Here is a 24585-nt window from a genome sequence, read left to right on the forward strand (position 1 = left end):
CGCCTATACTCTAAAGGAATATTTTGTAATGGGCTCTTTATGAACTCGAAACTCTTTCTATTGTTTCTGCTGCTTGCCTGCCAGATCTGCGCCGCGTCTCAAACTGAATTGGGGCGTAAAAAGGTTAACATCTGCATCGATGAGACTGAGTATCCGCCCCTTAACTATTTCATTCGCCTTGATGGTCGTAAAACCAGTGTAAATGCAGGTTTCGATATCGAACTGCTACGCCTTGTGCTGTCCACACAAGATTGGCGCGTTAATCTGGTGGCGGCGCCTTGGCCTCGCTGTTTGCTGGAGGTGGAGCAGGGACGACTCGATGCTGCCATGGCTTCATCGGCCAACGATGAGCGCAGGGCAACTTTTCTGTTGTCTCGGCCCTATTTCTATCTGAGTCCGTCAGTGGCCTTCCTCCCTGAGCGCTTTCCCCAACTAAAGCATGAGGGGCTCCCTCAACGACTGGATTCATTAGGGCGGGTCTGCGGCATTAGAGGTTTTAACTACGCTTACTATGAGCAACCGGCCGATCTCGGCATCCATCGTAGCAACGAGATATTGCAATTTAGCGACCTACTGCTCAAGCGCCGCTGTGAATTCTTCCTGATCAATCGGGAAGTTTACAGTGCCATCTTACGACTGGAGGGGCAGGAGAGCCTGGCGGATAGGCTGGCTATCTTGCCTATGGCGGGGGGCATTAAGGTACCTTTCTACATGCTGGTGTCCCGTCGTAGCCCCCATGCTCAGGCGCTGCTGAGCGAGTTCAATCGCGGCGTCGATAACCTGGAGCAGAGCGGCGCCCTGGCCAGACTCTGGACGCGTTTCACCGCGGGGCAAGGTGGGAAGACTAATCCTTAGTTACCTTTCATCTCCACATGCTTGTGTGCCATTGCCAATCTGATGATTTGCGTGTGAATGACCTTTAATGAGGCGGCTATTGTGATGCCCGGCGGCGAGTGTTAGCTTGCTTATTTAGTGGTGTCTTGGGAGTGAGCGATGATCAGGGTGAATGTGTTCGGCAGGTCCATGTCGGTGCGGCGTGTGGGTGAGGAGTGGCAGCTGTTTAATGAGTCGCAAACCGGGATGCGTAGCCGCGTCTATGAGGTGGTGATCCCGCCCGAGCTTGCTGAAGATCAGCTGCTAAGTTATCTGGATGATATCTATCACGAGCAGGCCAGCGCCCAGCACCCTGAGGTCAGGTTAGAGAGCAGATAACGAGTTTCGCCGGAGGGCCAGAAAAGATGATTAGACGTTTAATGGATTACCTCAGGCTTTTGTTGTTTGTCTGCGGCGTGCTGCTCGGAGTGCAGGTGCCAGCCTTTGTGGATCAGTATGGCAAGGCGCTTGCGGCTCATACCCAGGAGGCCAAACAGAGTCTGGCCGAGTTTCAGCGCGATGCCGACCGTTTCTTCGGCGGCGATATCGACAAGCTGATCGCCCACTACAAGCAGAATCCCGATGCCGTGTTCAATGCCGGTGGCGAGAGTATAGAGGCGCTGTATCAGAGGTATCAGTTGCTGTCTGCGGCGCTGACTGAGTTCAATCAATCTGGCTACGGCGGATTCGACAGGCTTGTGCTGGCGCCCCTGCCTGAGATCCGAGACCAGGTGTGGCAGCATTTCAGCCACAGCATACTGCTGGATAGCCGCGCTATCGCCTTCGGTCTGGTGTTCGGCCTGCTGTTTGCCATGTTTTGCGAGTTGACGCTACACGGCTGCGGCCATTGTTGCCGCGGCGTCTATCGTCGCCTCAAGTCTAAAGCTGAGCCACAGCCAGAAGGCAGGTAAGAGAAACCCTAACATTCGTCTGTGTTTGTCTCGCCCAATAACGGCTATGCTTCAGGTATCTGCTTAGGTTTGCGATTGGATAAGGCTCAAATTGGGCCGCCTAAGTTTTCTGTTAACCATAAGGATTTTTCCATGATAGCCCAAGGACAAACATTACCCGCCGCCACCTTAGGTCAGCTCACCGAGAACGGCATGGTCAACCATGATGTGAACGAACTGTTTGCCAACAAGAAGGTGGTGCTGTTTGCCGTACCCGGCGCCTTTACTCCAACCTGCTCAGAGGCGCATCTGCCCGGCTATGTGGTGCTGGCGGATCAGTTTAAGGCCAAAGGGGTCGATATGATTGCCTGTGTATCGGTTAACGATGCCTTCGTGATGAAGGCCTGGGGCGAGGCGCAAAATGCCAGCGAGTTGATGATGTTGGCCGATGGCGATGCCAGCTTTACCAAGGCCTTGGGGCTGGAGATGGACACCGCCGGCTTTGGCGGCATTCGCTCTCAGCGTTACGCCATGGTGATCGACAACGGCGTGGTGACTCTGCTGAATGTCGAGGCGCCCAAGAGCTTCGAGGTCAGTAAGGCAGAGGTGGTACTGGCAGCGTTATAAGTCGCTGTAAATAAAGAGGGAGCCTTTGGCTCCCTTTTTTGTGGCTAGATGTTAAAAGGCACTAAAACAGCTTTTTAAAGCAAGGCTCAAAAACAAAGCTTTAAAACAGGGCCTTAGAAGTAGTGCACATATTCCACGGCGACACGATAGAGGGTGTCTTCGAAGCCCAGTAGATCCACCTCGTAGTCGCGGTTGATATATTGAGTGGTGAAGTGCAGTAGGTTGTTCTGATTGGCCAGCGGCATGATCACCTCCAGGGTGAGTCTGTCCATGGTGTAGAACTTGTCGGCGTCATAGCCCCATTGGCCGTCGAAGCGGCTCCACTTGGCGCCGAGCTGCACCCCCGTGTGGGCGAAGGTGTATTTGTTGCTCCACTCGAAGAAATAACCAAAACCGGCGCGGTTGAGCTCCTCTTCGGTGCGGCCCATCTCCTCACGCGGCCAGTCATCATCCTTCTCTTCTTCGCTGTACCCCAGGCCGAGCGTCAGGCCGAGATCATAGTGGTTGACGTCGCTGAAGCGGCGGTTGAGTGACAGCCCGGCTACCGCCAGCTGTTCGAATTCTTCTAGCTGCTGGCTGTTGTAGTGGCCTTCGTAGCGACCATGGAAACTCAGCAGGTAGTCTTGCTGTTCGCCGAAGCGGGCGAAGGGACGCTGATAGTTGAAGCGCAGATCCATGGAGTTACGGAATCTGTCTTCATCGTATTTTTCCGAGTCGCGCTCGTAGTAGTAGGTTCCACGCACCCGGAAGTAGTTGTTATCCAGCTGGTAGACATTGTCGTAACGCAGGTCGTCCCAGATAAACGATAAGCCGCCACCACGAGACATGGAGCTGAACTCGGAATCTGGGTAGGACTCCAGGCCAGCAATGAGTGACATGGCGAAGGGGGAGTTGTCTGAGTCTGCTAGGGCAGGAAAGCTGAGTAGGCCGGCTAGGCCGAGTGCGAGCGTGGTCTTCATGAGGCGCCTCTGTGGTTCATCATCCGTTATGGTGCGGCGCACATTAGCATAAAATGGCTAGTTTTTCTGCTGGCCAGATTCCAGTTTGCTCCCGAGTCTCTATGTTAGGCGGCGTTATCCAGAGATTGTCCGTCGATACCCAGGCTGGCCTCGATGTCGGCGACCCCTTGAGCCACTTCATCGGCGATCACCTCGCTCTGACTGGCGGCGGCCATGGCGTGCTGTTTCAGCGACTCCATCGCCTGTGACAGGCTGTCCAGGTGGCTAGCCTGATCGACGCTGAAGCGGCTGCCCTGCTTGGCGGTCTCTGTCATCTCCTGCGACTGTTGCTGCACCGTCTGGGTCACCTGCCAGAGATTCTGCGCCCCCTGGGCCTGCTTCTGACTGGTGCTTGCTATCCCCTCTACGCTCAGGGTCAGTTGCTGGTTGGCCTCGGTGAGCTGACTCAATATGGTCACCACCTGCTGCAAGGATTCCTGGGTACGCTGAGACAGGTTACGCACCTCGTCGGCGACCACGGCGAAGCCGCGTCCCTGCTCGCCGGCGCGGGCAGCCTCGATGGCGGCGTTGAGGGCTAGCAGGTTGGTCTGCTCGGCGATGTTGCCAATCACGTCCAGTATGGTGGAGACGTCGTTGACCGAGGTGGTCAGGCTGCCTAAAGAGAGGTGACAGTGGCTCACCGCCTGCTGGGTCTCGTCGGCGGCGCTCATGAAGGCCTGCACCTCTTCCTGACTGGCAAGCATCTGGCTGTGGGTCTGCTGGGCATGCTGCTCGACCTGGCTGGAGAGTTCGCTCACCTCTCGGGCGATGGCGCGTACCTGCTCGGTCTGATTCTGCGCCGTGTCGACTATGCCGAGTGTCTTCTCTGTGCCCTGGGTCAGCTCGGTAATACGGTGTACCAGCTGTGACAGCGAGGTGGAGATCTGGCCTATCTTGACGCGTTGGGCGGCATCTTCCGCCTCGAAGCGGTCCAGTAGCTGATTGAAGTGACCGGCGATCTGGCCGGTTTCACAGCGACGCTCTATGGTCAGGCGCTCGCGGTTGTTGGACTCGCTCAGGCGCATGAAGGCCTGATTCAGGTGTCTGAGGGGCTTGACTACCCGGCGTTGCTGCAACAAGAGGTAGACCAGGGCAAATACTGCCAGCACAGAGACCACGCCGTAGAGCAGGGTCTGTAGCTGTTGCTTGAGGTGCAGGTTTTGCGCCTGCTGCGCCTGGCCGAGCTGGAGCAGCTCGTCTTCGATGCGGACGATGGCGGCCATCATGGCTTCCTGGGCGGCCTGGTTGGCGGTCAGCATCTGGTGGGTGTTGCTCACCTCTTTGCCATAGCGCTGGCTGAGGGAGAGCAGCTCACTGTAATAGCTCTCGCCTATCTCTACTTGTTCCGGCTCGTCGTCGCCCAAGGCAAACTCGTCGGCCTCCTGGGCCTCATATAGGCCGAGGAGCGGCAGCTTGGCCAGTTGGTCGTGCCAGTCGGTCAGGGCTTGGATCTGAGTCGCCAGCAGGGACTTGAGGCGCTGATCTTTGCCAATCAGATAGTCCTGGGTTAACTGTGACAGCTGATACACCAGAGGTGGCAGACTCTGAGTCAGCTGCAGGTATTGTTTGGCGAGTCTTGGGTTTTCCGCCAGACCCTTGTCGGCATACTCGGCCAGGTGCTGGTTGTAGGAGATCATCTCGCTCTCGGCGTGGGCCAACAGCTGACGGGGATTGCCGGCGAGCTTACCTGCGGCGCGGTATTGGCTGTCCAAGTCTTTGATAAAAGCCGAGATAGACCCCTGTAGCCGGTCGGCTTCCTCGTGAGAGAGTTGGTTCAGGCTGGCGGCTATGGTCTGAAGCTGTTGCTTGGCGCTGCTCAGCTGCTGGCTATTACCCGTGCTAAGGTAGCTCTCCAGCTGGCGGCGAACCTCGACCAGAAACTGCTGCTGCAGATCGGCCAGCATCTGATTCTTCTGTTCTATCTGGGCACGTTCCTGATTGCTCCATACGACGACACCAGCCAAGAGTGCGGCCAGCAGTAACAGGGTGGCAGAGGCCCAGAGGGAGAGAGTGGAAATTTTCATGATCGCGCGCCAGTGACAATTTGCGCCAGAATATGACGTAATTGTTGCAAATTGATGACATTGGCACTTAGGTATGGTGCATAGGTATGGGGTATGGCACTTAAGTATGACGTCTGAGTATGAGAAGAGGGTGAGCTATTACTAGGGTTTAGGGGAGGGGCCGAGAGGCAACTATTCCAAAGGCAGCCATACCTGGGCATGCAGGCCGCCTTCGGGGCGATTGGTGAGTACTACCTGGCCCTGATGACGGTCGACTATCCGCTTGATGATTGCCAATCCCAGGCCTGAGCCGACGCTGCCGCGGGCGCTATCGCCCTGGGTGAAGGGCTGGAACAGCTTGTGGATCTGGTCGCTTGGGATGCCTGGGCCGTTGTCTTCCACGCCGAAGCCGACCCGGCGACCGTCGAAATTGGAACTCAATCTCACCCAGCCGTTGCCGTAGCGGAAGGCGTTCTCTACCAGGTTACTGATGATGCGTTTGACCGCCACCGCCTGCATAGGAATTTCGGGGCACTCGTTTAGCGCTAGCACTATCTCGCCGTCGCGGTTGGTCTCGGCCTGGGCGATATCCTGCAGCAGATCGTTTATCTGCACCAGTTCGCGATTGGCCTCCTGATCCTGACGTATATAGGCGATAAACTGGTTGATGATGGCGTCCATATCCTCGATGTCATGCACTATGCCCTCTTTGAGGTACTCATCTTCCTCCACCATCATCTCGGAGGCGAGACGGATGCGAGTCAGCGGCGTGCGCAGATCGTGGGAGATCCCCGCCATCAACAAAGCCCTGTCCTGCTCCAGCTGCTGCATGCTGCGGGACATCTGGTTGAAGGCGTTGGTTACCTCTATGATCTCTGTGGAGCCGCTCGGAGGCAGGGGCGCGGGATAATCGCCGCGGGAGACGGAAATCGCCGCCTTCTGCAGACGCTTGAGCGGCTTGTTCTGCTTACGGGCAAACCACCAACCGCCGGCGACACTCAGGGCACCGATCACCATGAGATAGAGCGTCAGGGGCGAGAGGCCAAATTCGTTGAAGCCGGTCAGAGGTACCTTGATCCATACCGATGGTGCCTGTGGCGGGCGGATCCAGATCTCGAACTCCTTGCCCTGGGCGATGCGCACCTCGGCCTTGCCGCCCAGATGCTCTGACATCTGCGCCGATAGCAGGCTGTAGTAGGCGGCGCGATCGACCCCGGCCTCGCGGGCATCCTTAAGGTTGTAGATTTCCATGCTGTCGTCGCGCACCTTGGCGTTGAGGGCATCGACCATGGAGAGGTGTTCGCGGCCGACATCTACGCCGTCGACGAACAGCAGGTTTACCTGGCGGGCGATCAGCTGGTTGATCTGCTGGTAGGTGGGCTGAATAAAGTAGACAGCCACCGAGAGATAGGAGACCAGCTGATTGACCAGCAGCAGCGAGCCTATCAGCAGTACTGTCTGACTGAAGGCGCTGCGGGGAAGAAAGCGTTTAAACCAGCTCATTATTGGGGACGATGGCCGGGGCTAACGCCGCGCGGCACCGTCGGGCACAAACACATAGCCCAGGCCCCAAACGGTCTGGATATATCTTGGGTTGGCGGCATCTTTCTCGATCAGGCGACGCAGGCGCGATACCTGCACGTCGATAGAGCGCTCAAGCGCCGAATAGTCGCGGCCGCGGGCCAGGTTCATCAACTTGTCCCGTGACAGTGGTTCTCTGGGATGACTCACCAGCACCTTGAGCACGGCAAATTCGCCGCTGGTGAGGGAGATCGCCTCTTCGCCGTGGTACATCTCGCGGGTGGCCAGGTTAAGGGTAAATTCACCGAAGGTGATCTCCTCTTCCTGTTGTGTCGGCGCACCAGGGACCTCGGGGGCCTGACGGCGCATGACCGCCTTGATGCGAGCAAGGAGTTCTCTGGGGTTGAAAGGCTTGGGCAGGTAATCGTCGGCGCCCAGCTCCAGGCCTATGATGCGGTCCACCTCGTCACCCTTGGCGGTCAGCATCACGATGGGAATTGTATTGCCATTTTGGCGCAGGCGACGGCAGATAGAGAGGCCATCCTCGCCCGGCAACATAAGATCCAGCACTAGCAGGTGGAAGTTTTCCCGCTCCAGCAGCCTGTCCATCTGCTCGGCATTGGCGGCGCTCCTGACCTGGTAACCCTGTTCCATCAGGTAACGCTCCAGCAGGGCTCTTAGGCGCATATCATCGTCGACAACGAGAATTTTAGAGGTTTCTTGTCCCATGCTCTCTATCCCTTATTTCAGTGCGATCGGCTCGAGGTTTACCGCTCAACTGGCTGAATTTCAATATTAATCTTATGTGCCTGCTTAATATAGCCGCTTTGCTATTTAAAAGCCTAGCGAGATTTCATTCAGAGTTGCGGTGATTTTCCACAGTGCTAGAAATAAAGCTGCTGTAACATACTGATACTAATAGAAATTATATGCCTTTGCACTGTTCGCCGGGAAATTGTAACCAAATTGAAACCGCCGGGCGACGGGTGGTTAGGAGATGGCTTGGCTTATCGCCTCGCCAAGGTCGTGCCACTGGGCTATTGTTTTTCTGCGGCTGCGCTGGTTATTATCAGCCGAAAATCATTCGATGTGCGGGCGGTTGCCTGGCATCTTATTGAGGTGTGACGAGAGAAAGATGAAAGCCATGTTGATCACCCGCGAAGGGTGGCAAGCGCTCGACAGAGAGCTTAAGTATTTATGGAAAGAGTACCGCCCCGAGATCACCAAGAAGGTGCAGGAGGCGGCGGCCCAGGGCGACCGTAGCGAAAACGCCGACTACACCTATAACAAGCGTTTACTGCGTCAAATCGATAGCCGGGTACGCTATCTGGTGAAGCGAGTGGAAGATTTGCAGATCGTCGACTACTCGCCCCAGCAGGAGGGCAAGGTGTTCTTCGGCGCCTGGGTGGAGCTGGAGGACGAGGCGGGCAAGGTAGTGCGCTATCGTATCGTCGGCAAGGATGAGCTGGATACCAAGCTCGGTTATATCACCATAGACTCGCCCATGGCGAGGGCGCTGATCGGCAAGCAGGTGGACGATGAAGTGGTGGTCAACACCCCTGCCGGTAAGAAGGAGTGGTACGTCAACAAGATCCAATATAAGGCGTTCGAGGACTAAACCTGCCTTCGCGATTTCAGCCCGGGTGTAAGCCTGGGCTAACGCCTCCAGCCTCAGTTAATTCGCTGATAAACAAATCAATATCTGCCTAATATGAGCCCTGTAACGATATCTTGTCACTGTGTTTTGTCATTGGCATAGCACTGCGCGCTAAGCCTTGATGATCTCGATCAAGGCACAGATGCACCGCAGCCCCTAGGCTACAGACATTTTTGGACAACCCGAGAGTCTAACGTGTCTGTATCGATCGAATCTAACTTTGGCGCCGACTACGCCGCCCATCTGCCGCTGCTTGGCGATAGCATTGCCGAGCTGCTGGCCTTCTTCGGTGTGAAACGTGTCTATGGTGTCGGCGGCGACTTCGTCGCTAACCTGATCAACACCCTGGATAAACGAGTGGCGGTATTGCCCTCGAGCAACGAGATGCACGCAGGTTTCAGCGCCTGCGCCCAGGCCGAGCTGAACCCTCTCGGGGTCTGCATGACCACTTATACTGTCGGTAGCCTGCCCTGCACCTCGGCCGCGGCCCTGGCGCGCACCGAAGGCCTGCCCGTGGTGTTTATCTCGGGCGCGCCTGGCGAGGCGGAGATTAACAGTCAGGCGCTGCATCACAGCGTACATCCCCACACGGCCTGGCATACGGATCTCGATGCGGCGCTCAACGCCTTCAAGGCGCTGGGCGTGCGCGCCGAGCGTCTACAGGGCCAGCGTCACAGCGGTCAGCCTAACGTGGCGGCGGAGCAGTTTCTACAGCTGCTCACCTATGCCTATGTGAATCGTCAGCCCGTGTATATCGAGGTACCGAGAGATCTTATCTATCAGCCCACCCAGGCGCTGAGTCTGCCGACTTGCCCGAGTGAGTTAAGGCCCCAGGCGCTTAACCTGAGCGGCGCTGAGCTGATCGCCAGTCAGATCCGCACCCAGCTGCAGCGCGCCAAGGCGCCGTTAGTATTCCTCGGCGAGAAGCTCAGGCTCAATGCGCCACTGCTGGCGAAGATTTTAAGTTACTGCGAGCACAACAAGCTGCCCTATGCCACTACCTGGTTTGGTAAGGGGATGCTGGATGAATCGCGGCCACTCTGCCTGGGCAGCTACAACGGTGTGTTCAGCCGCTTGCCACATCAGGAGTATATCGAGTCTACGGCCGACTATGTGCTTGAGCTGGGCACGGCGATTTTCCCTTCAGACACCAACAATGCCTTTAGCAGCCAGACCCATGCCATCGACAATCATGGCAACAAGACCATGCTTAAGGGCACGGCCCAGTGGGAGGCGGATATCACCGCCGTGATGGAGCTGCTGAGCGAGCAGCCTATTATTAAAGCGGCGCCCGTGAATCTGAGCCTTGATGTCGAATCTAACTCGGCATCTGAGCCTGCCGGAACCAGCGATGCTGAGCTGGGTTATCACCATCTGGCGGCCTGCATCAACGCGGCGCAGCGGGCTAGCGAGCGCCCCTTCATCTTCGTGCCCGAGGTGGGTAATTCACTGTTTGCCAGCTTCGAGCTGACAACCCTTGGTAGCGATATCGGTCGCAGTTATCTGGCCAACCCTTGGTATGCGGCCATGGGCACCAGCCTGCCTTATGCCAGGGCCGTGGTAGATCAGCTTGCCGAGCAGGGCAGCGCCCAGCCCGTGGTGGTGATCACCGGTGACGGCGGCTTCAACTTCCAGGCGAATGAGCTGATCAACCTGCAGAAGCAGGGGGCCAACCTGGTTATCGTTTACATGCGCAACAACATCTTCCATCTGGGTAAGGCCGGCGATGCGCCCATCTATGCCTGTAACCATGAGGGATTCGATCCTAAGTTGTTGATTCAGGCCTATGGTGGCAGAGGACATCTGTGCCGGTACGATGGCGAGTTTGTCGATACCCTGTGTGGCTGTATCGCCAGCGGTGGCCTGCATCTTATTGAGGTACCGGCGCCTATCGAGGAGTCATTCCAGAGCGATACCACCCAGAAGCTCAACTGTTACATCGGCTATCGTAACGGTCAGCCTGAGGCAACGCGCCGCTGGCAGGAGCTATGCGAAAAACGCGGCTAAACTGAGAGACGTGTCGCCTAATTTACCCTGCTTTATCTAGGGTTGCGACAGATAGGGCGTACAACTTGCCCCTGGGCTGTGTTATCTTTGGCGGCACTTAACTCTCTATTTGGGCACGACGTAATCTATGCAAAATATTGCACAAATCATCGCTCAGGAACTTAATGTTCGTGAGCAGCAAGTGACGGCAACTATCACTCTATTGGATGACGGCGCGACGGTTCCCTTCGTGGCGCGTTATCGTAAAGAGGTCACAGGTGGTTTAGACGATACCCAACTGCGCACCCTGTATAGTCGTCTGGGCTATCTGCGCGAACTCAACGATCGCCGTCAGGTGATCCTCTCCAGCATTCAGGCCCAGGGTAAGCTGACCGCCGAGCTGCAGGCCGCCATAGATCAGGCCGACAGCAAGACGCGCCTGGAAGATCTCTATCTGCCTTATAAGCCTAAGCGTCGTACCAAGGGGCAGATCGCCATCGAGGCCGGTATCGAGCCCTTAGTGGATCGTTTGCTGAGTGATCGTCAGGCAGATATCGAGGCCCTGGCGAGCGAGTACCTCAATGCCGAGGCGGGGTTCGATGAGGTGAAGGCGGTGCTCGATGGTGCCCGTTTCATCCTGATGGAACGTTTCGCCGAAGACGCCGAACTGCTGCAGAAGGTGCGCCAACACCTGACCCAGAGCGCCGTGCTCGAGAGCCGTGTGGTGAAGGGCAAGGAGAAAGAGGGCGCCAAGTTCAGAGACTATTTCGAGCACAGCGAGAAGCTGATGAATGTGCCTTCTCATCGTGCCCTGGCCATGTTGCGTGGTCGCAACGAGGGCGTACTGAGCCTGAGCATGAATGCCGACCCAGACAGCGAGGCCAAGTCTGGCAGCTATTGCGAGGTGATTATCGCCGATCACTTCGGTCTTAAGCTGAGCGACTCGCCGGTGGATCAGTGGCTCAAGCTGGTGGTGACCTCTACCTGGCGCATCAAGATCGCGCTGCAGATGGAGACTGAGTTTATCGCCAAGCTGCGAGAGCGCGCCGAGACAGAGGCGATCAATGTATTTGCCCGAAATCTTGGCGATCTCCTGATGGCGGCGCCTGCCGGTGCCAAGGCCACGCTGGGCCTGGACCCAGGGCTGAGAACCGGCGTTAAGGTGGCCATAGTCAACAACACGGGCAAGCTGATGGCCCACACCACCATCTTCCCCCATGCACCGCAAAACCAGTGGGACAAATCGATCCGTACCCTGGCGAATTTAGTGAAGATGCATAAGGTGGAACTGATCGCCATAGGCAATGGCACCGCCTCACGTGAGACAGACAAGCTGGCGGGCGAGCTGATTGCCGAGTTGAAGAGCGAGCTGCCGTCACTCACCAAGATCATGGTGAGCGAGGCGGGCGCCTCTGTCTACTCCGCCTCTGAGCTGGCGGCGGAGGAGTTCCCCGAGCTGGACGTGTCGATTCGCGGCGCCGTCTCTATCGCACGTCGCCTGCAGGATCCCTTGGCCGAGCTGGTGAAGATAGAGCCTAAGTCTATCGGCGTGGGTCAGTATCAGCATGACGTGAGCCAGAGTCAGCTGTCACAATCCCTTGAGGCTGTAGTGGAAGACTGTGTAAACGGCGTGGGTGTGGATCTCAACATGGCCTCTATGCCGCTGCTGACTCAGGTGGCTGGCCTGAACAAGACGCTGGCGCGCAATATCGTCGAGTACCGCGACCAAAATGGTCAGTTTACCTCGCGTAAACAGCTGCTTAAGGTGCCACGTCTCGGCCCCAAGGCGTTCGAGCAGGCCGCCGGTTTCCTGCGTATTCGTGAGGGCGACAACCCGCTGGATGCCAGCGCCGTGCACCCCGAGACCTATGCTCTGGTCGAGCGAATCGCGACGGCGCAGCAGCAGGCGGTGGATGCCCTGATTGGCAACACAGATCTGCTCAAGCAGATCGATGCTAAGGAGTTTGTGACCGAGGAGTTTGGTCTGCCGACCATAGAAGATATTCTCAGCGAGCTGGATAAGCCGGGTCGTGACCCCCGCGGCGAGTTCAAGACCGCCGTGTTTAAGGAAGGGGTCGAGGAGATCAAAGATCTTAAGGTGGAGATGATCTTAGAGGGGGTGGTGACCAATGTGACCAACTTCGGTGCCTTCGTCGATATCGGCGTGCATCAGGATGGTCTGGTGCATATCTCGTCGCTAACCGACAAGTTTGTCAGCGATCCTCACACTGTGGTGAAGGCAGGCGATGTGGTTAAGGTCAAGGTGATGGAGGTCGACGCCGAGCGTAAGCGTATCAGCCTGACCATGCGTCTGGACGAGAAGTCGGGCGAGAAGCAAATGTCTTACCAAGGCGGCAAGGGCCAGGCGAAAGCGGGCCAAGGCAAGGGACATCAAGGTAAAGGTCCACAGGGCAAGAACCAGGCTAAGGGTCAGTATAAGCAGCCTAAGGCGCCGGCCAACGCGGCCATGGGTAATGCCTTTGCCGATGCCTTCGCCAAACTGAAGAAGTAGTCTCGCTTTACCGTTTTTAAAGGCCGCATTTGCGGCCTTTTTTATGCGTGGCTTACGTATGGAGCCGATTGGTCGCTAGCACTGCAGCTAGAGCAGGAGTTCGGCAGAGAGTATCTTGAGCCGCCTGACGCCATTTTGTTTACCCCTGGCGATCACTTTCTGCTTGGCGAGCGTTAGGCCGCGGGCATTGACTATCACGCTGGCGCTGAGGGTGTTATCTAGGTGTGTCTTGTTCGCCTTGGGGCTGGGACGGCCGCTCAGCGGTGTGGGTGATTCGAAGCTATAGCAAATGAGGTAGTCAGCCATGGGGCGCCTCTGGCGTGGATCTCTGATATGAATGCATGTGTAACCGTATGAGTTGTCGTGTTTAAGCTGTTAGAAAATAACCAGTTGTTATTTGTATGTATTTACGAGGCCCTAAGGCTTGCTGGCTGACGCTGTTCTCGGCAGGTGGCCATGTGGGACTCAATTGCGAGCCCTGGGCGTATCGTCTTTATGTGACGCAGAGCCGAGAACTTTCTATTATCTGATTGTTTTCAATGATTTTGTTGACTTGCCTGGCGCTATCCTACTCAGGGAGAGGGGAGATCGAAAGATAGTTACTATTCGATCTTTTAATAGATTACAGGGGGCACTTGGCGGGTATAAAGCGTGGGAATCCACTATTTAGCTGATAATTCACGTCTTATTTAACCTGTTACACTTTTCGAACTTTTTACTGACTTTTATGTCAAAATGGCACATTGCCGAGCGAATACGCTCGTATCCATTTAGCGATAGTGATTTTGATTGAGGAAACCATGACGACGTCCCACAAGAAACATGGGCCAATGCGGGCCATTGTCTACTTTGGCCTGATAGCCCTTGCCATCACGACACTGAGCCGTATCGGCTTGGGCATCTGGCAGGCCGATAGGGTCGCCGCCGTGGATGGCTGGCCACACCTGCTGCTTCAGGGACTGAGGGTCGACTTCGCCACTCTGTGTTGGTTATGGGGCATCGCCGCCCTAGGCACCACCATCTTTGGTGGCGACCATATAGTCGGCCGTGGCTGGAAGTCGGTACTGAGAGTCTGGCTGACCCTAGGCCTCTGGTTGATGATCTTCCTCGAGCTATCGACTCCCTCATTTATCGACGAGTATGGCCTGAGACCGAATCGTCTCTATATCGAATACCTCATCTACCCCAAAGAGGTGCTCTCCATGTTGTGGACCAGCCGTAAGGGAGAGATCTTCCTCGGGCTGATCGTCAGCACCCTGAGTCTGTGGGGCGGCTGGCGCCTGAGTGGGCGCTTACTGAAAGAGGTGGTCTATCCACGCTGGTTCTGGCGCCCGGCCATTGCCCTACTGGTTATCGCCGTGACCCTGATGGGCGCGCGATCTAGCCTGGGGCACAGACCGCTTAATCCTGCCATGGTGGCCTTCGCCGACGATCCGCTGGTGAACTCTCTGGTGGTGAACTCCTCCTATTCGCTAGTGTTTGCCATAGATCAGATGGCGGCGGAAGCCAATGCCTCTAAGGTGTATGGCAAGCTGGAGAAGAGCCAGATCATAGACAACATACGTAAAGACAGTGGTCGCCCGCTAAGCGCCTTCACCTCTGAGTCTCTGCCGAGCGTGACCTATAACCAGGCGAGTTTCCAGGGCAAGCCCAAGAACCTGGTGATCATACTGCAGGAGAGCCTGGGGGCGAGATTTACCGGTTATCTTGGCGGCCTGCCGCTGACGCCTAATATCGATGCCTTGGCGCAAGAGGGCTGGGCCTTCAATCGTCTGTACGCCACGGGTACCCGTTCGGTGCGCGGCATTGAGGCGGTCACTACCGGCTTTACGCCGACCCCGGCACGTTCCGTGGTTAAGCTAGGTAAGAGTCAGACCGACTTCTTCACTATCGCCGATCTGCTGAAGATGAACGGCTATGAGACCCAGTTTATCTATGGCGGCGAGAGCCATTTTGACAACATGCGCAGCTTCTTCCTGGGCAACGGCTTTAGCGATATCGTGGATCAGAACGACTATAAAGATCCTGTGTTTGTCGGTTCTTGGGGCGTGTCGGACGAAGACCTGCTCAAGCGAGCCAATAACGAGTTTGAGCAGTTCCATAAAGAGGGTAAGCCTTTCTTTAGTTTAGTGTTCAGCTCCTCTAACCATGAGCCGTTCGAGTTTCCCGATGACCGTATCGAGCTCTACGATCAGCCAAAGCAGACCCGTAACAACACGGCCAAGTACGCCGATTATGCCGTGGGTGAGTTCTTTAAGCTGGCGAAAGAGTCCAGCTACTGGAAAGACACACTATTTGTGGTGGTGGCCGATCATGAGAGCCGCGTAGGCGGTGCCTCTCTGGTGCCCGTGGAGCAGTTCCGTATTCCCGCGATCATCATAGGTGATGGCATCACCCCTAAGATGGACCAACGTGTCGCCAGCCAGATCGATCTGGCGCCGACCCTGTTGTCCTTGATGGGCGTCTCGGGTAGCTACCCCATGCTGGGACGGGATCTGACCAAGATGGATGACGACTGGCCGGGCCGCGCCCTGATGCAGTACGACAAAAACATGGCCTATCTGCGCGGTGACGATGTGGTGATCCTGCAGCCAGAGCGTGAGCCGACCGGCTATGTCTACGACTTTGCCAACAATACCCTGACCCATAAGGCGCAGAGTGATGAGATGAAGCAGACCGCCTTGTCGTGGGCGCTGTGGGGCAGCATGGCTTACCAACAACAGCTGTATCAAACGCCGCAGCAGAGCACGGCATCGAACACGTCGTCGGATGAAGCGTCGATCAGATAAAGGTGGATAACTCGGGCTCTCCCTTGGGGAGGGTCTGAGTCTGGTAGAAGCTGGCGATATGGGCCGACACGCTCTGATAGAAGCTGCTGGCCTGATTCTCTATGCGGGTCTTAGGTTTCTGGGGCTCTTTTGGCGTCTCAGCCTGCGTGCTACGTATGTCGCGGCGAGCCAGCGCAGGCTTCATCATCAGCGGACGTATGATGGTGGCTGCACCTTGTTTCGCCTGTTGCTGTTGTTGCTGACCTTCCTGCTGATGCTGGCCTTGCCCTTGCTGCTTGGCCTGCACCTTCTCATTGAGTTTTGCCTGAATGTTGACCTGATCTGCCGCGCGCTCATTCTGGGGATTGAAGGGGCGCTCTTCGTTGCTCTTGGCGAGCTGAGGCGCAGGTATGATAGGTGGGCGTTGCTGACTCTCTACCCGCGCGCTATCGGTCGCGGCGTTGGTCGTCGCGATAGGCACTTGCGGATAGTTGGTCACCACTAACATAGAAAACTCCTAGCGTATTGCCTAAATAATAACCAAAAAGTGTTATAAATTAAAGTGATTATTCTTTAAGCGTCTGCAGCCAGGCTTCGACCCCTTCGACGAAGGCATCCCTGTGGGAGAAGAAGGGCGCGTGGGAGGCCTTAGGTAGCACAAGATCCTCAAAGCGTGATTCGAAAACCGGCATCAGTGGCTGTACCCGGCGAGACACCAAGCCGTCCAACCTTCCCCACACCCTGAGCCAGGGCACTTGTATCTCGTCAAGCTGGTCTCTGAGATCCACCTCCTTGAGCATCTGTAAGCCGGCGCGCAGGGCGTCTGCATCCGGTAACGGCTTGGCCATCACCAAGTCCCTGAGCTGCTTGATATCCTGCTTGGCGGTCTCGCTCCCCATGGCCTGGATGGCCAGGAAACGCTCGATCATCTTACCGAGATCTTTTTCCAGCTGATCGCCAAACTGCCCCAGAATTTGTGGTGGAATCCCCGGCCAGCCCTCGTCGTCCCGTGCCATGAAGCAGGGGGAGGAGGCTATGGTCAGCAGGGCATTTATGCGCTCGGGATAACGCAGGGCGGCGCGGGTGGCGACCAGTCCCCCCAGTGACCATCCGGCCCAGATAGCCCGCTCTGGCAACTGTGCCATGAGATGATCGACCCAGGCATCCAGGTCTCCCTCTATGGCCGGGCTATCGCCAAAGCCGGGCAGGTCGACTAACAGGAGTTGATGATCTTTGAGCGTGTGATGCAAGGGGGTAAAGACGGCACTGTTCACCCCCCAGCCGTGCAGCAGGACGATGGGGCGGCCTTGGCCTATAGTTTTAATATGCAAGGATTGCTGACTCACTAAGATGCCTCTGGATCGTAAGGTTAGTTAAATGGATAGGACTCATCTGTATTTATCGCGCTGGCAGTGGCTTGTGCAACTGCGGCGGTTGCTGGCGGCTAGTCTACCCAATCGCTGTATGATCTGCCATCAAAGGGTGGTCTTGCCACAGCGAGGCATCTGTCTCACCTGTCTCAATGCCGGGCTCTATGCGTCGCCAACCTGTCTGGGCTGTGGCCGAGCTATGCCTCAGCAGACCGCCTATTGCGGCGGCTGCATGACGAGCCAGCCCCTCAAGGTGGTGGCGCCTGCCAGTTATCATCAGGGGCTGGGGGAGACGGTAGCGGCAATCAAGTATCAGGGACAGCTCGCCGGTTTAACTCCCTTGGTGCAGGCTCTGGTGAGGCGTATTCGGTTGCTGTCTGAGGCGGAGGTTATTAGCCTGCCTCAGGCCTTGTTGCCTGTGCCCTTGCATCCACGCCGCCTGCGTGAGCGCGGCTTTAATCAGGCCTTTGTTATCGCCCGTGAGCTTGGCCGGGCCCTCGAGTTGCCAGTGTTGCCCTATGCCCTTGAGCGGGTCAGCGATACGCCGCCCCAGGCGGGGCTGACGGGTAAGCAGCGACGGCGTAATCTCGCCGGCGCCTTTCGCTTGATAGAGGAGTTCGATTTTCAGCGTGTCGCGCTGATCGACGATGTGGTGACAACCGGCACCACGGCCAAGGAGATCGCCAAGCTGTTCGAGGCGCGTTATATCCAGGTGCAGGTGTGGTGTCTGGCGCGCGCCGAGGCGCCCCACCTTATGGATCAATAGCCGTTACGGCGCCAGTTGCGATACTTGGTGTGTACGCCTCGGGTGAACAGCGAGGAGTATTCCTCAAGTAGATCGACGCCATAGAGGATGGCGACCACCAGCAGGGAGAGCTTGATCCCCACAAAGGGGTCGACCACGGCGATGCAGACGCCAATTGCCGCCAGCGCCCAGATGGCTGCGGCCGAGGTCACGCCCACAACAACCCCTTCCTTGGCCAGCATGACGCCTGCCCCCAGAAAGCCAATGCCGGTGACCACCTGGCCTATGATGCGCGAGGGATCCGATACCGAGGTGGCCACGGCCATGGAGGCGGTGATGAAGATATAAGTGCCCAGCACGATCAGCGATGAGGTGCGTATCCCCACGGGTTTGCCCCTGAGCTGGCGTTCTAGGCCTATGATGAGGCCGCAGAGCACGGCGCAGCCGAGTTCGCGCCAGCGAAAGGGATCGATAGCTACCCAAGCATCAAGATTCATGGTGTGGTCCTAATTTACTATGTCTGGTGCAGAGGGCTTACGGGCGGAATGACGTCTTGGGCTATTCTGCGGGTCAATTTTCGGCGAGTGTCGATCTAAAAGGCCCCTGAGTCAATAGGGGCCATGGGATATAATTAGTAGGCCTGAGGCCTAGGCCTCGTCTTCCTCGAAGATCGCCTCTATGGGCAGTTGAAACAGCCGGGCGATCTTAAAGGCCAGTGGCAGGCTGGGATCATATTTGCCCTTCTCGATGGCATTGATGGTCTGGCGTGATACATCCAGCAGTCCCGCCAGGTCGGCCTGAGTCCAGTTGCGCTCGGCGCGCAGGGGTTTTAGACGGTTCTTCATCTGTAGCTCAGTCTCCCGAAGATGATCCCCAGCATATAGGTGAGCGCTAGCAGCACCACCAGATAGGCCGCCTTGAGGTCTGGTAGCAGATCCGCCAGATCCAGAATCGAGTAGAGGGAGAAGCCAATGATGCTGACACCGACGGCCAAGGCCAGGGCATCTAGCTGTATCTTGCGCTCCATCTCATCGAGCTGACGCAGGAAGCGTTTGAAGGCAAACAGCATCCAGATGCCGATGGCGCCATGGAGGATGAAGCAGCTTACCACGACCCAGGTGCTGGCCAGATAGCCTTGGTGGGCAAGGAAGGAGGTGCCGCCCAGGCTGAGCGCCCACAGCAGGGCGAGCAGGTTCACCCGGTTAGCATTTTGAATATCCCTTGACGGTAGCCCTCTGGAGCAGATGGCGTCGATGATCTGTTTCATGTGCAGTTCCTCTCGTTTGCTAAAAATGTCAAACACCCTTTACATAACAAGTTAGGCTAAAAAAGAATCAAGGTCAAGTCTGCTTTACATAAAGTTTGGTTTGTTTGACTTTTAAACGGTAGGAAATGGCGCAGAGACTGGACTCGCTTGGAGAGGAAAGTATTGTTCGGGTGCGGATCCAAATGGACGATGGCAGGTATTTAACAGCAGTTAGCCGGATGCCAATGGCACCCGGCTAAGAGATTATTAGTCCGTTATTCGGCTTTGGTGTATTTATCTAGGATCACGGCGCAGGCCGCATCACCAGTGATGTTGAGCGAGGTGCGGATCATGTCAAACACTCTGTCCAGGGCGAACAGCAGCGGCAGGCCATCGATGGGGATGCCCGCGGCCAGCAGCACGGCTACCACCAGAAAGGAGGGGCCGGGTACGCCGGCCTGACCTATGGCGCCCAGGGTCGAGGTGAAGATAATGGCCACATACGCGCCCAGGCTGAGATCTATGCCGTACATCTGGGCAAAGAAGATGGCCACCAGGCCGTAGTAGATGGCGTTACCGCTCATGTTGATGGTGGCGCCCAGGGGCAGCACGAAGGAGGCGGTGGGTTTAGAGACCCCCAGTTCCTCCTCACAGGTTTCCATGTTCACCGGAAGGGTGGCCATTGAGGAGGCGGTAGAAAGTGCCATCACCTGAGGCTTCTTCATGACGCTGATGAACTTCTTGGCGCTGACATTGGAGAACAGCTGTACCAGCAGCGGGAAGAAGAGGAAGCCAAACAGCAAGATGCCGAGGACAAACACGGCGAATAGCTTAAAGACCACCTCTAACGCGTCGAAGCCGAAGGTGCCCACAGAATCGGCCATCAGGCCAAATACCCCGATAGGCGCGATCACCATGACACAGTTGATCATCCAGACGAAGGCATCGACTATGGTGTTGAGCGCCGCCAGGATTGGCTTGCTGCCTTCTCCTTTCACCTTGGTGAGGGCGATGCCGAAGAAGATACTAAAGACCAAGATCTGCAGGATATTGCCGCCGGTCAGCGATTCGAACACATTGGTGGGGATCATGCCGATAAAGGTGTCCATCACGCCGGGCAGGGCACCATGTTCTTCGGTCACCTTCATCAGGCCACTGGCGCTGTGGGCGGTGAAATCGACGCCGTTGCCGGGTTGGAATAGTGAACCCAGCAGGAGTGCCAAGGCAACGGCCACGCCCGAGGTGATGATGAAGAAGCCGAAGGTGCCTATGCCTATTTTGCCTGCCGAGGGGCTGTCACCCAGGCTGGCGGCGCCCGAGATGATGGAGACCAGCACCAAAGGGATAACCAGCATCTTGATCAGGTGGATGAATATGGTGCCCAGGGGGGCAAACATGCTGGCCTGTTCACCCATGATAAAACCGACGGCGGCGCCGATAATCATGGCGATCACCACCTGCACCCCGATATTGCCTATTAGCCTACTTGTCTTGGTTTTCACCTTTGCCTCGTCTTGTCGTCAGTTATGCTTTTGAAATGAGTATAGTCTTGCAGGCGCGCAGCGTAGCACGGGCGAGGAGAAGAGTCTGTGAATTAAGGCTTACCCTGAGGATAAAGCCCAAGCTGAGCTTAAGTACTGAGTCTAAGTATTGGATGCGAGCGGCGAGGTTTTGGGCTGAATAGAGAGACTCATTTGGCAAACTGCTGGGGAAACTATTCATTGAAAGAGACTGAGAAAGAGAAAGAGGATGGCTTTCACCATCCTCTTTCTTATTTAGCTGACAAGCTTGGCTTGCTCTCGCTTAGCAGTAAGCTCTAACGCGTCCGGCTTAAGGTTATTGTCCCTTGACGATCGCCTCCAGGTGTTTGTAGAAGCGCTGGTTGAAGTTGTCTTCATTGCCGTCGAAGCTGATGCTGAGGTAATCGCCGAGCTTGCCGCTGTAGTCGGTGGCCTCGTAGATGCTGACTTCGATGAGCTTATCGCCTTGGATCAGATAGTTATCGACAGAGACAAATTCGGCATAGGCGGCTGGCAGGTCTATCTGCTTCAGACGAAGAACAGGCTCATCGCTTGGGCTGGTGCTCAGCGACCATTGATAAGTCGTGATCTCTCCCGTGATGTTGAGCTTGATGGTTTTGTTCTCTTCATCGACCACTACATCGTCTGGGTAGAAGGCTGGCCAGAAGAGGCGAGCGACATCCGCTGTGGTCAAGAGCTCTGGATCTTGATGGCTCGGCATGGGCCAGGTGGCGAACTCACCCCGTACACGGCACATCACGTCATCTGCCTGCTTTCCACGGTAGCGGTACACCTGGCTTGGCCAGTTGAGTTCGGCCAGCTTGAGTGCCGGTGGCGTGGTGCTGAGAATGGCCTGCCACTCCTCGCCAGTGCCTGAGTATTTAGTGAATTCGATTGTGATGGGTACCGAGGTGCCACTGTACACAGTCTGGAGTGTGTTGTTTTCGTACTTAATTTCGGGCGGCTGATAGTCTTTGTCGCCTTCGATAACCCAATGTTTTAGCTCCTTGTTCCAACACTCCTCTGGAGTGTCAGTTCCGTCGCGATCATCGAATACCCGACCATTGACCTTACCCTCGACGATAGAACCTACGAAGGTGAGATCGGGCGTGCCATAAGTGAGGGTAAAGAGGCTCCGTAGTGTGGCGGGGGCCAGGGTGAAGTTGCTATGCAGCTGGTCGTCCTCAAGGAAGTGGTTATTGATCACCTGCCAGTCGGCGTCCGACATGATCTTCGCGTCTATTGGCGTCTCGATATACTCTTCGGCGATCAGTGCATTGTTGACTAGGAAGCGCACCGCCATGGGGTCGCTGGCTAAATAATCCTCGGTGCTCATGCCACTCTCTTCTACCAAGGTCTTTAGCTGGTCACGGGTAATCGACATGATGTCATCCACGGTCAGCACATCGCTGAGCTGCTCGCCGATCAGCGCCTCTAGATGACGGTGCAGTCGGTAGGTGTCGATAAATTCAGGGGCGAGGGATTGCTCGGCGCTCAGTTTATAGGGATTGCCGTCGCGATCGTAGATAGTCAGCAATAGAGCGGCCAGCAGACCGCGCTGAGTGACGATATCAAGGGACGTGGTACCGGCGGCGCGCATGCGGGCAACGCGCTGATACTCCAGATGAGTCATAGGGTTGATCTCACCGCCGTGTTCCTGCAGGGCGACCAACTTACCGACACCTTCCATGGAGATCACGCCCTGATTGCTATCGGATTTGGAGGCATTGACATTGAGCGCATCGGCGCGGAATGCCGCCTTGAGCAGGGCTGGCTTGCTGCTGGCCTCAGCTGCCTGTTGCCAATTGGCGACTAGCTCATAGACGGGCATCTCGATATCGCTGCTCCAGTCTATCTGGTATTTACCCTCGGCATCTGCAATGGCACTTGGCTCATCGCTATCACAGCTGGCATTTTGGTTGAGATCCACACAGACCTCGGCGCCGGCTACTGCGCCCTGGTACACCACAGTGCCGACAACACTATGGTCGAAACTCGTGGGGGGCGGTGTGCCGCCGTCGGTTGGGGTATCTGAATCGTTATTGGAGCCACCGCAGGCACTGAGTAGACAGGTACCGAGCAGCAGAGAGCTAAGGTGAGTTAAACGCATATTTGTGTCCTTACAAATATTAACAATAAAAAGGACCCGACAACGACAACTTAGCCGAGGTCCAATACGGCTGAAAGGACATTATCTATGGCTTTGATTAAATTACCATTACCCGATCGGGTAGGTTGGAAGGCGGGACTTACTGAGGGTTAGGCAATAAAAAATGGCCCCGAAGGGCCATTTTAATTATTGTCATCAGACCCAGGGCTTAAGCCTTAGGGCCAGCCTGTTTGATGGCGTCAGACACGTCGTACTTAGTGAAGTTGGCGGCAAACTCTTCGGCCAGCTGCTGAGCATACTTGTCGTACTCTGCCTTGTCGGCCCAGGTGTTGACCGGGTTAAGCAGCTTGGCATCCACGCCGGTTACAGCCACAGGCACGTCCAGGTTCAGCTTGTCGATGTGAACGGTTTCCACGTCTTTTAGCTCACCACTGACGATGGCATCGACGATGGCGCGGGTCGTTGGGATATCGAAACGCTTACCTACGCCGTGTGGACCACCGGTCCAGCCTGTGTTGACCAGGTAAACCTGGCTGCCGAATGATTCGATACGCTTCATCAGCAACTCGGCGTAGACGCCAGCAGGACGTGGGAAGAAAGGTGCGCCGAAACAGGTCGAGAAGGTTGACTGAATCGCAGAGGTTGAGCCCATCTCGGTCGAACCCACCTTAGCAGTGTAACCCGAGAGGAAGTGGTAGGCCGCCTGCTCTTTGCTGAGCTTAGACACAGGTGGCAGCACGCCAGACACATCACAGGTCAGGAAGACGACGGCATTTGGCTCGGCGCCACGGTTCTCTTCCTTACGCTGAGCGATGTGCTCCAGTGGGTAGGCCGCGCGGCTGTTCTCGGTTAGCTCTGTGTTGCTGTAGTCAGGGATGCGTTGCTCGTCCAGAGTAACGTTTTCCAGTACGGTACCGAAACGGATCGCGTCCCAGATCACCGGCTCGTTCTTCTGACTCAGATCGATACACTTGGCGTAGCAGCCGCCTTCGATATTGAATACGCCGCCCGGTGCCCAGCCATGCTCGTCGTCGCCGATAAGGAAACGCTTAGGATCTGCTGATAGTGTGGTCTTGCCCGTGCCTGACAGGCCGAAGAATAGGGTCGTATCGCCTTCGTTGCCGACGTTGGCCGAGCAGTGCATTGGCAGCACGCCTTTGGCAGGTAGCAGGAAGTTCTGCACAGAGAACATAGACTTCTTCATCTCGCCGGCGTACTTCAGACCAGCCAGCAGTACCTTGCGATCGGCAAAGTTGATGATGACGGTGGCGTCTGAGTTGGTGCCATCGCGAGCAGGATCACACTCGAAACCCGGTGCGTTCATGATCTGCCATACAGGCTTGTTGGCGACGTTAAACTGCTCAGGCACGATAAACAGGTTGCGGGCAAAGAGCTGATGCCAGGCGGTTTCAGTTTTAACTTCAATGGGTTGGTAGTGCTCAGGGTCGGCACCCACCTCCAGCTCAGAAACGAAAGTTTCTTTGTCGGCCAAGTAGGTTGCGACGCGATCCCAGAGGGCGTTAAAGGCATCCATGGCGAACGGCTTGTTGACCGAACCCCAATCGATATCATTTTCGCTGCTCGCTTCTTTCACGATAAAGCGGTCGTTCGGTGAACGCCCGGTACGCTCGCCAGTTTTTGCCACTAATGCACCATTCGCCGTTAGCTCTCCTTCGCCGCGTGCGAGTGCAAACTCAACTAGTTGTGCCGTAGAGGGATTTTTATGAGTTTGCTTAGATCCATCCGCCATCTGTAAGGT

At 56.3% G+C, this 24585-nt stretch carries 22 protein-coding genes; 9 read left to right on the plus strand and 13 right to left on the minus strand.

Going from position 1 to position 24585, the window contains the following annotated elements:
- Positions 1-39: 39 nt before the first annotated feature.
- From AYI87_RS09015 to AYI87_RS09030, 4 genes are all read left to right on the plus strand, one after another.
- Positions 40-855, plus strand: a complete 816-nt coding sequence (locus AYI87_RS09015; RefSeq protein ID WP_144201383.1) for a substrate-binding periplasmic protein — start codon at positions 40-42, stop codon at positions 853-855.
- A 138-nt stretch (positions 856-993) separates the two neighbouring features.
- Positions 994-1212: a hypothetical protein gene (locus AYI87_RS09020; protein WP_144201385.1), complete on the plus strand. Its 219-nt coding sequence runs from the start codon at positions 994-996 to the stop codon at positions 1210-1212.
- A gap of 26 nt (positions 1213-1238) precedes the next feature.
- Entirely contained in the window at positions 1239-1784 is a 546-nt protein-coding gene (locus AYI87_RS09025) for a DUF2937 family protein (RefSeq protein WP_144201387.1), read from the plus strand.
- 132 nt (positions 1785-1916) lie between these two features.
- On the plus strand, positions 1917-2390 hold the full coding sequence (locus AYI87_RS09030; RefSeq protein ID WP_144201389.1) for a peroxiredoxin: 474 nt from the start codon (positions 1917-1919) through the stop codon (positions 2388-2390).
- A gap of 113 nt (positions 2391-2503) precedes the next feature.
- Here AYI87_RS09030 and AYI87_RS09035 read toward each other — a convergent pair whose 3' ends face one another.
- The 4 genes from AYI87_RS09035 to ompR form a co-directional block, all read right to left on the minus strand.
- Entirely contained in the window at positions 2504-3349 is an 846-nt protein-coding gene (locus AYI87_RS09035; RefSeq protein WP_144201391.1) for a hypothetical protein, read from the minus strand.
- Between the two features lie 104 nt (positions 3350-3453).
- Positions 3454-5412 (minus strand): methyl-accepting chemotaxis protein, encoded by a 1959-nt coding sequence (locus AYI87_RS09040; RefSeq protein ID WP_144201393.1) that lies wholly within the window; start codon positions 5410-5412, stop codon positions 3454-3456.
- A gap of 171 nt (positions 5413-5583) precedes the next feature.
- Entirely contained in the window at positions 5584-6894 is a 1311-nt protein-coding gene (envZ, locus tag AYI87_RS09045; protein WP_144201395.1) for a two-component system sensor histidine kinase EnvZ, read from the minus strand.
- 21 nt (positions 6895-6915) lie between these two features.
- Entirely contained in the window at positions 6916-7641 is a 726-nt protein-coding gene (ompR, locus tag AYI87_RS09050; protein WP_011867431.1) for a two-component system response regulator OmpR, read from the minus strand.
- Positions 7642-8047: 406 nt separating this feature from the next.
- Here ompR and greB point away from each other — a divergent pair, with 406 nt between their 5' ends.
- From greB to AYI87_RS09065, 3 genes are all read left to right on the plus strand, one after another.
- Positions 8048-8530 carry a transcription elongation factor GreB gene (gene greB / locus AYI87_RS09055; RefSeq protein ID WP_144201397.1) on the plus strand — a complete coding sequence of 161 codons (483 nt, stop codon included), beginning with the start codon at positions 8048-8050 and terminating at the stop codon, positions 8528-8530.
- Positions 8531-8764: 234 nt separating this feature from the next.
- Complete coding sequence (locus AYI87_RS09060) at positions 8765-10576, plus strand: thiamine pyrophosphate-binding protein (protein WP_144201399.1); 1812 nt, start codon at positions 8765-8767, stop codon at positions 10574-10576.
- A 127-nt stretch (positions 10577-10703) separates the two neighbouring features.
- On the plus strand, positions 10704-13067 hold the full coding sequence (locus tag AYI87_RS09065) for a Tex family protein (protein WP_144201401.1): 2364 nt from the start codon (positions 10704-10706) through the stop codon (positions 13065-13067).
- An 87-nt stretch (positions 13068-13154) separates the two neighbouring features.
- Here AYI87_RS09065 and AYI87_RS09070 read toward each other — a convergent pair whose 3' ends face one another.
- A complete protein-coding gene (locus AYI87_RS09070) occupies positions 13155-13373 on the minus strand; it encodes a hypothetical protein (RefSeq protein ID WP_144201403.1) in 219 nt (72 codons plus the stop codon).
- Positions 13374-13867: 494 nt separating this feature from the next.
- On the opposite strand from AYI87_RS09070, the gene AYI87_RS09075 reads away from it, so the two are divergent.
- On the plus strand, positions 13868-15856 hold the full coding sequence (locus AYI87_RS09075) for an LTA synthase family protein (protein WP_144201405.1): 1989 nt from the start codon (positions 13868-13870) through the stop codon (positions 15854-15856).
- On the opposite strand, the gene AYI87_RS09080 is transcribed toward AYI87_RS09075, so the two are convergent.
- Both AYI87_RS09080 and bioH read right to left on the minus strand, forming a co-directional pair.
- Positions 15849-16343, minus strand: a complete 495-nt coding sequence (locus AYI87_RS09080; protein WP_144201407.1) for a hypothetical protein — start codon at positions 16341-16343, stop codon at positions 15849-15851. The two genes, AYI87_RS09075 and AYI87_RS09080, sit on opposite strands and share 8 nt — an antisense overlap.
- Positions 16344-16401: 58 nt before the next feature.
- Positions 16402-17181, minus strand: a complete 780-nt coding sequence (bioH, locus tag AYI87_RS09085) for a pimeloyl-ACP methyl ester esterase BioH (RefSeq protein WP_144201409.1) — start codon at positions 17179-17181, stop codon at positions 16402-16404.
- Between the two features lie 31 nt (positions 17182-17212).
- Here bioH and AYI87_RS09090 point away from each other — a divergent pair, with 31 nt between their 5' ends.
- Positions 17213-17971, plus strand: coding sequence for a ComF family protein (locus tag AYI87_RS09090; RefSeq protein ID WP_144201411.1), 759 nt, complete (start codon positions 17213-17215; stop codon positions 17969-17971).
- On the opposite strand, the gene AYI87_RS09095 is transcribed toward AYI87_RS09090, so the two are convergent.
- The 6 genes from AYI87_RS09095 to AYI87_RS09120 all read right to left on the minus strand — a co-directional run bounded on the left by AYI87_RS09095 (position 17965) and on the right by AYI87_RS09120 (position 24576).
- A complete protein-coding gene (locus AYI87_RS09095) occupies positions 17965-18447 on the minus strand; it encodes an MgtC/SapB family protein (RefSeq protein ID WP_011867422.1) in 483 nt (160 codons plus the stop codon). The genes AYI87_RS09090 and AYI87_RS09095 overlap by 7 nt on opposite strands.
- Positions 18448-18597: 150 nt before the next feature.
- On the minus strand, positions 18598-18795 hold the full coding sequence (locus AYI87_RS09100) for a helix-turn-helix transcriptional regulator (RefSeq protein WP_011867421.1): 198 nt from the start codon (positions 18793-18795) through the stop codon (positions 18598-18600).
- On the minus strand, positions 18792-19217 hold the full coding sequence (locus tag AYI87_RS09105; protein ID WP_144201413.1) for a hypothetical protein: 426 nt from the start codon (positions 19215-19217) through the stop codon (positions 18792-18794). The genes AYI87_RS09100 and AYI87_RS09105 overlap by 4 nt, the downstream gene beginning before the upstream one ends.
- Before the next feature lie 254 nt (positions 19218-19471).
- Complete coding sequence (locus AYI87_RS09110) at positions 19472-20698, minus strand: dicarboxylate/amino acid:cation symporter (protein WP_144201415.1); 1227 nt, start codon at positions 20696-20698, stop codon at positions 19472-19474.
- A 334-nt stretch (positions 20699-21032) separates the two neighbouring features.
- Positions 21033-22826 (minus strand): hypothetical protein, encoded by a 1794-nt coding sequence (locus AYI87_RS09115; protein ID WP_144201417.1) that lies wholly within the window; start codon positions 22824-22826, stop codon positions 21033-21035.
- Between the two features lie 208 nt (positions 22827-23034).
- Positions 23035-24576 (minus strand): phosphoenolpyruvate carboxykinase, encoded by a 1542-nt coding sequence (locus AYI87_RS09120; protein WP_144201418.1) that lies wholly within the window; start codon positions 24574-24576, stop codon positions 23035-23037.
- Between the last annotated feature and the right edge of the window lie 9 nt (positions 24577-24585).

It is taken from the genome of Shewanella sp. KCT (assembly GCF_007636505.1).
Classification (GTDB): domain Bacteria; phylum Pseudomonadota; class Gammaproteobacteria; order Enterobacterales; family Shewanellaceae; genus Shewanella; species Shewanella halotolerans.

Coding starts and splice junctions, on each gene's coding strand:
- AYI87_RS09015 (WP_144201383.1), top strand. CDS start 40: ATGAACTCGAAACTCTTTCTATTGTTTCTGCTGCTTGCCTGCCAGATC.
- AYI87_RS09020 (WP_144201385.1), top strand. CDS start 994: ATGATCAGGGTGAATGTGTTCGGCAGGTCCATGTCGGTGCGGCGTGTG.
- AYI87_RS09025 (WP_144201387.1), top strand. CDS start 1,239: ATGATTAGACGTTTAATGGATTACCTCAGGCTTTTGTTGTTTGTCTGC.
- AYI87_RS09030 (WP_144201389.1), top strand. CDS start 1,917: ATGATAGCCCAAGGACAAACATTACCCGCCGCCACCTTAGGTCAGCTC.
- AYI87_RS09035 (WP_144201391.1), bottom strand. CDS start 3,349: ATGAAGACCACGCTCGCACTCGGCCTAGCCGGCCTACTCAGCTTTCCT.
- AYI87_RS09040 (WP_144201393.1), bottom strand. CDS start 5,412: ATGAAAATTTCCACTCTCTCCCTCTGGGCCTCTGCCACCCTGTTACTG.
- envZ (WP_144201395.1), bottom strand. CDS start 6,894: ATGAGCTGGTTTAAACGCTTTCTTCCCCGCAGCGCCTTCAGTCAGACA.
- ompR (WP_011867431.1), bottom strand. CDS start 7,641: ATGGGACAAGAAACCTCTAAAATTCTCGTTGTCGACGATGATATGCGC.
- greB (WP_144201397.1), top strand. CDS start 8,048: ATGAAAGCCATGTTGATCACCCGCGAAGGGTGGCAAGCGCTCGACAGA.
- AYI87_RS09065 (WP_144201401.1), top strand. CDS start 10,704: ATGCAAAATATTGCACAAATCATCGCTCAGGAACTTAATGTTCGTGAG.
- AYI87_RS09070 (WP_144201403.1), bottom strand. CDS start 13,373: ATGGCTGACTACCTCATTTGCTATAGCTTCGAATCACCCACACCGCTG.
- AYI87_RS09075 (WP_144201405.1), top strand. CDS start 13,868: ATGACGACGTCCCACAAGAAACATGGGCCAATGCGGGCCATTGTCTAC.
- AYI87_RS09080 (WP_144201407.1), bottom strand. CDS start 16,343: ATGTTAGTGGTGACCAACTATCCGCAAGTGCCTATCGCGACGACCAAC.
- AYI87_RS09090 (WP_144201411.1), top strand. CDS start 17,213: ATGGATAGGACTCATCTGTATTTATCGCGCTGGCAGTGGCTTGTGCAA.
- AYI87_RS09095 (WP_011867422.1), bottom strand. CDS start 18,447: ATGAATCTTGATGCTTGGGTAGCTATCGATCCCTTTCGCTGGCGCGAA.
- AYI87_RS09100 (WP_011867421.1), bottom strand. CDS start 18,795: ATGAAGAACCGTCTAAAACCCCTGCGCGCCGAGCGCAACTGGACTCAG.
- AYI87_RS09105 (WP_144201413.1), bottom strand. CDS start 19,217: ATGAAACAGATCATCGACGCCATCTGCTCCAGAGGGCTACCGTCAAGG.
- AYI87_RS09115 (WP_144201417.1), bottom strand. CDS start 22,826: ATGCGTTTAACTCACCTTAGCTCTCTGCTGCTCGGTACCTGTCTACTC.
- AYI87_RS09120 (WP_144201418.1), bottom strand. CDS start 24,576: ATGGCGGATGGATCTAAGCAAACTCATAAAAATCCCTCTACGGCACAA.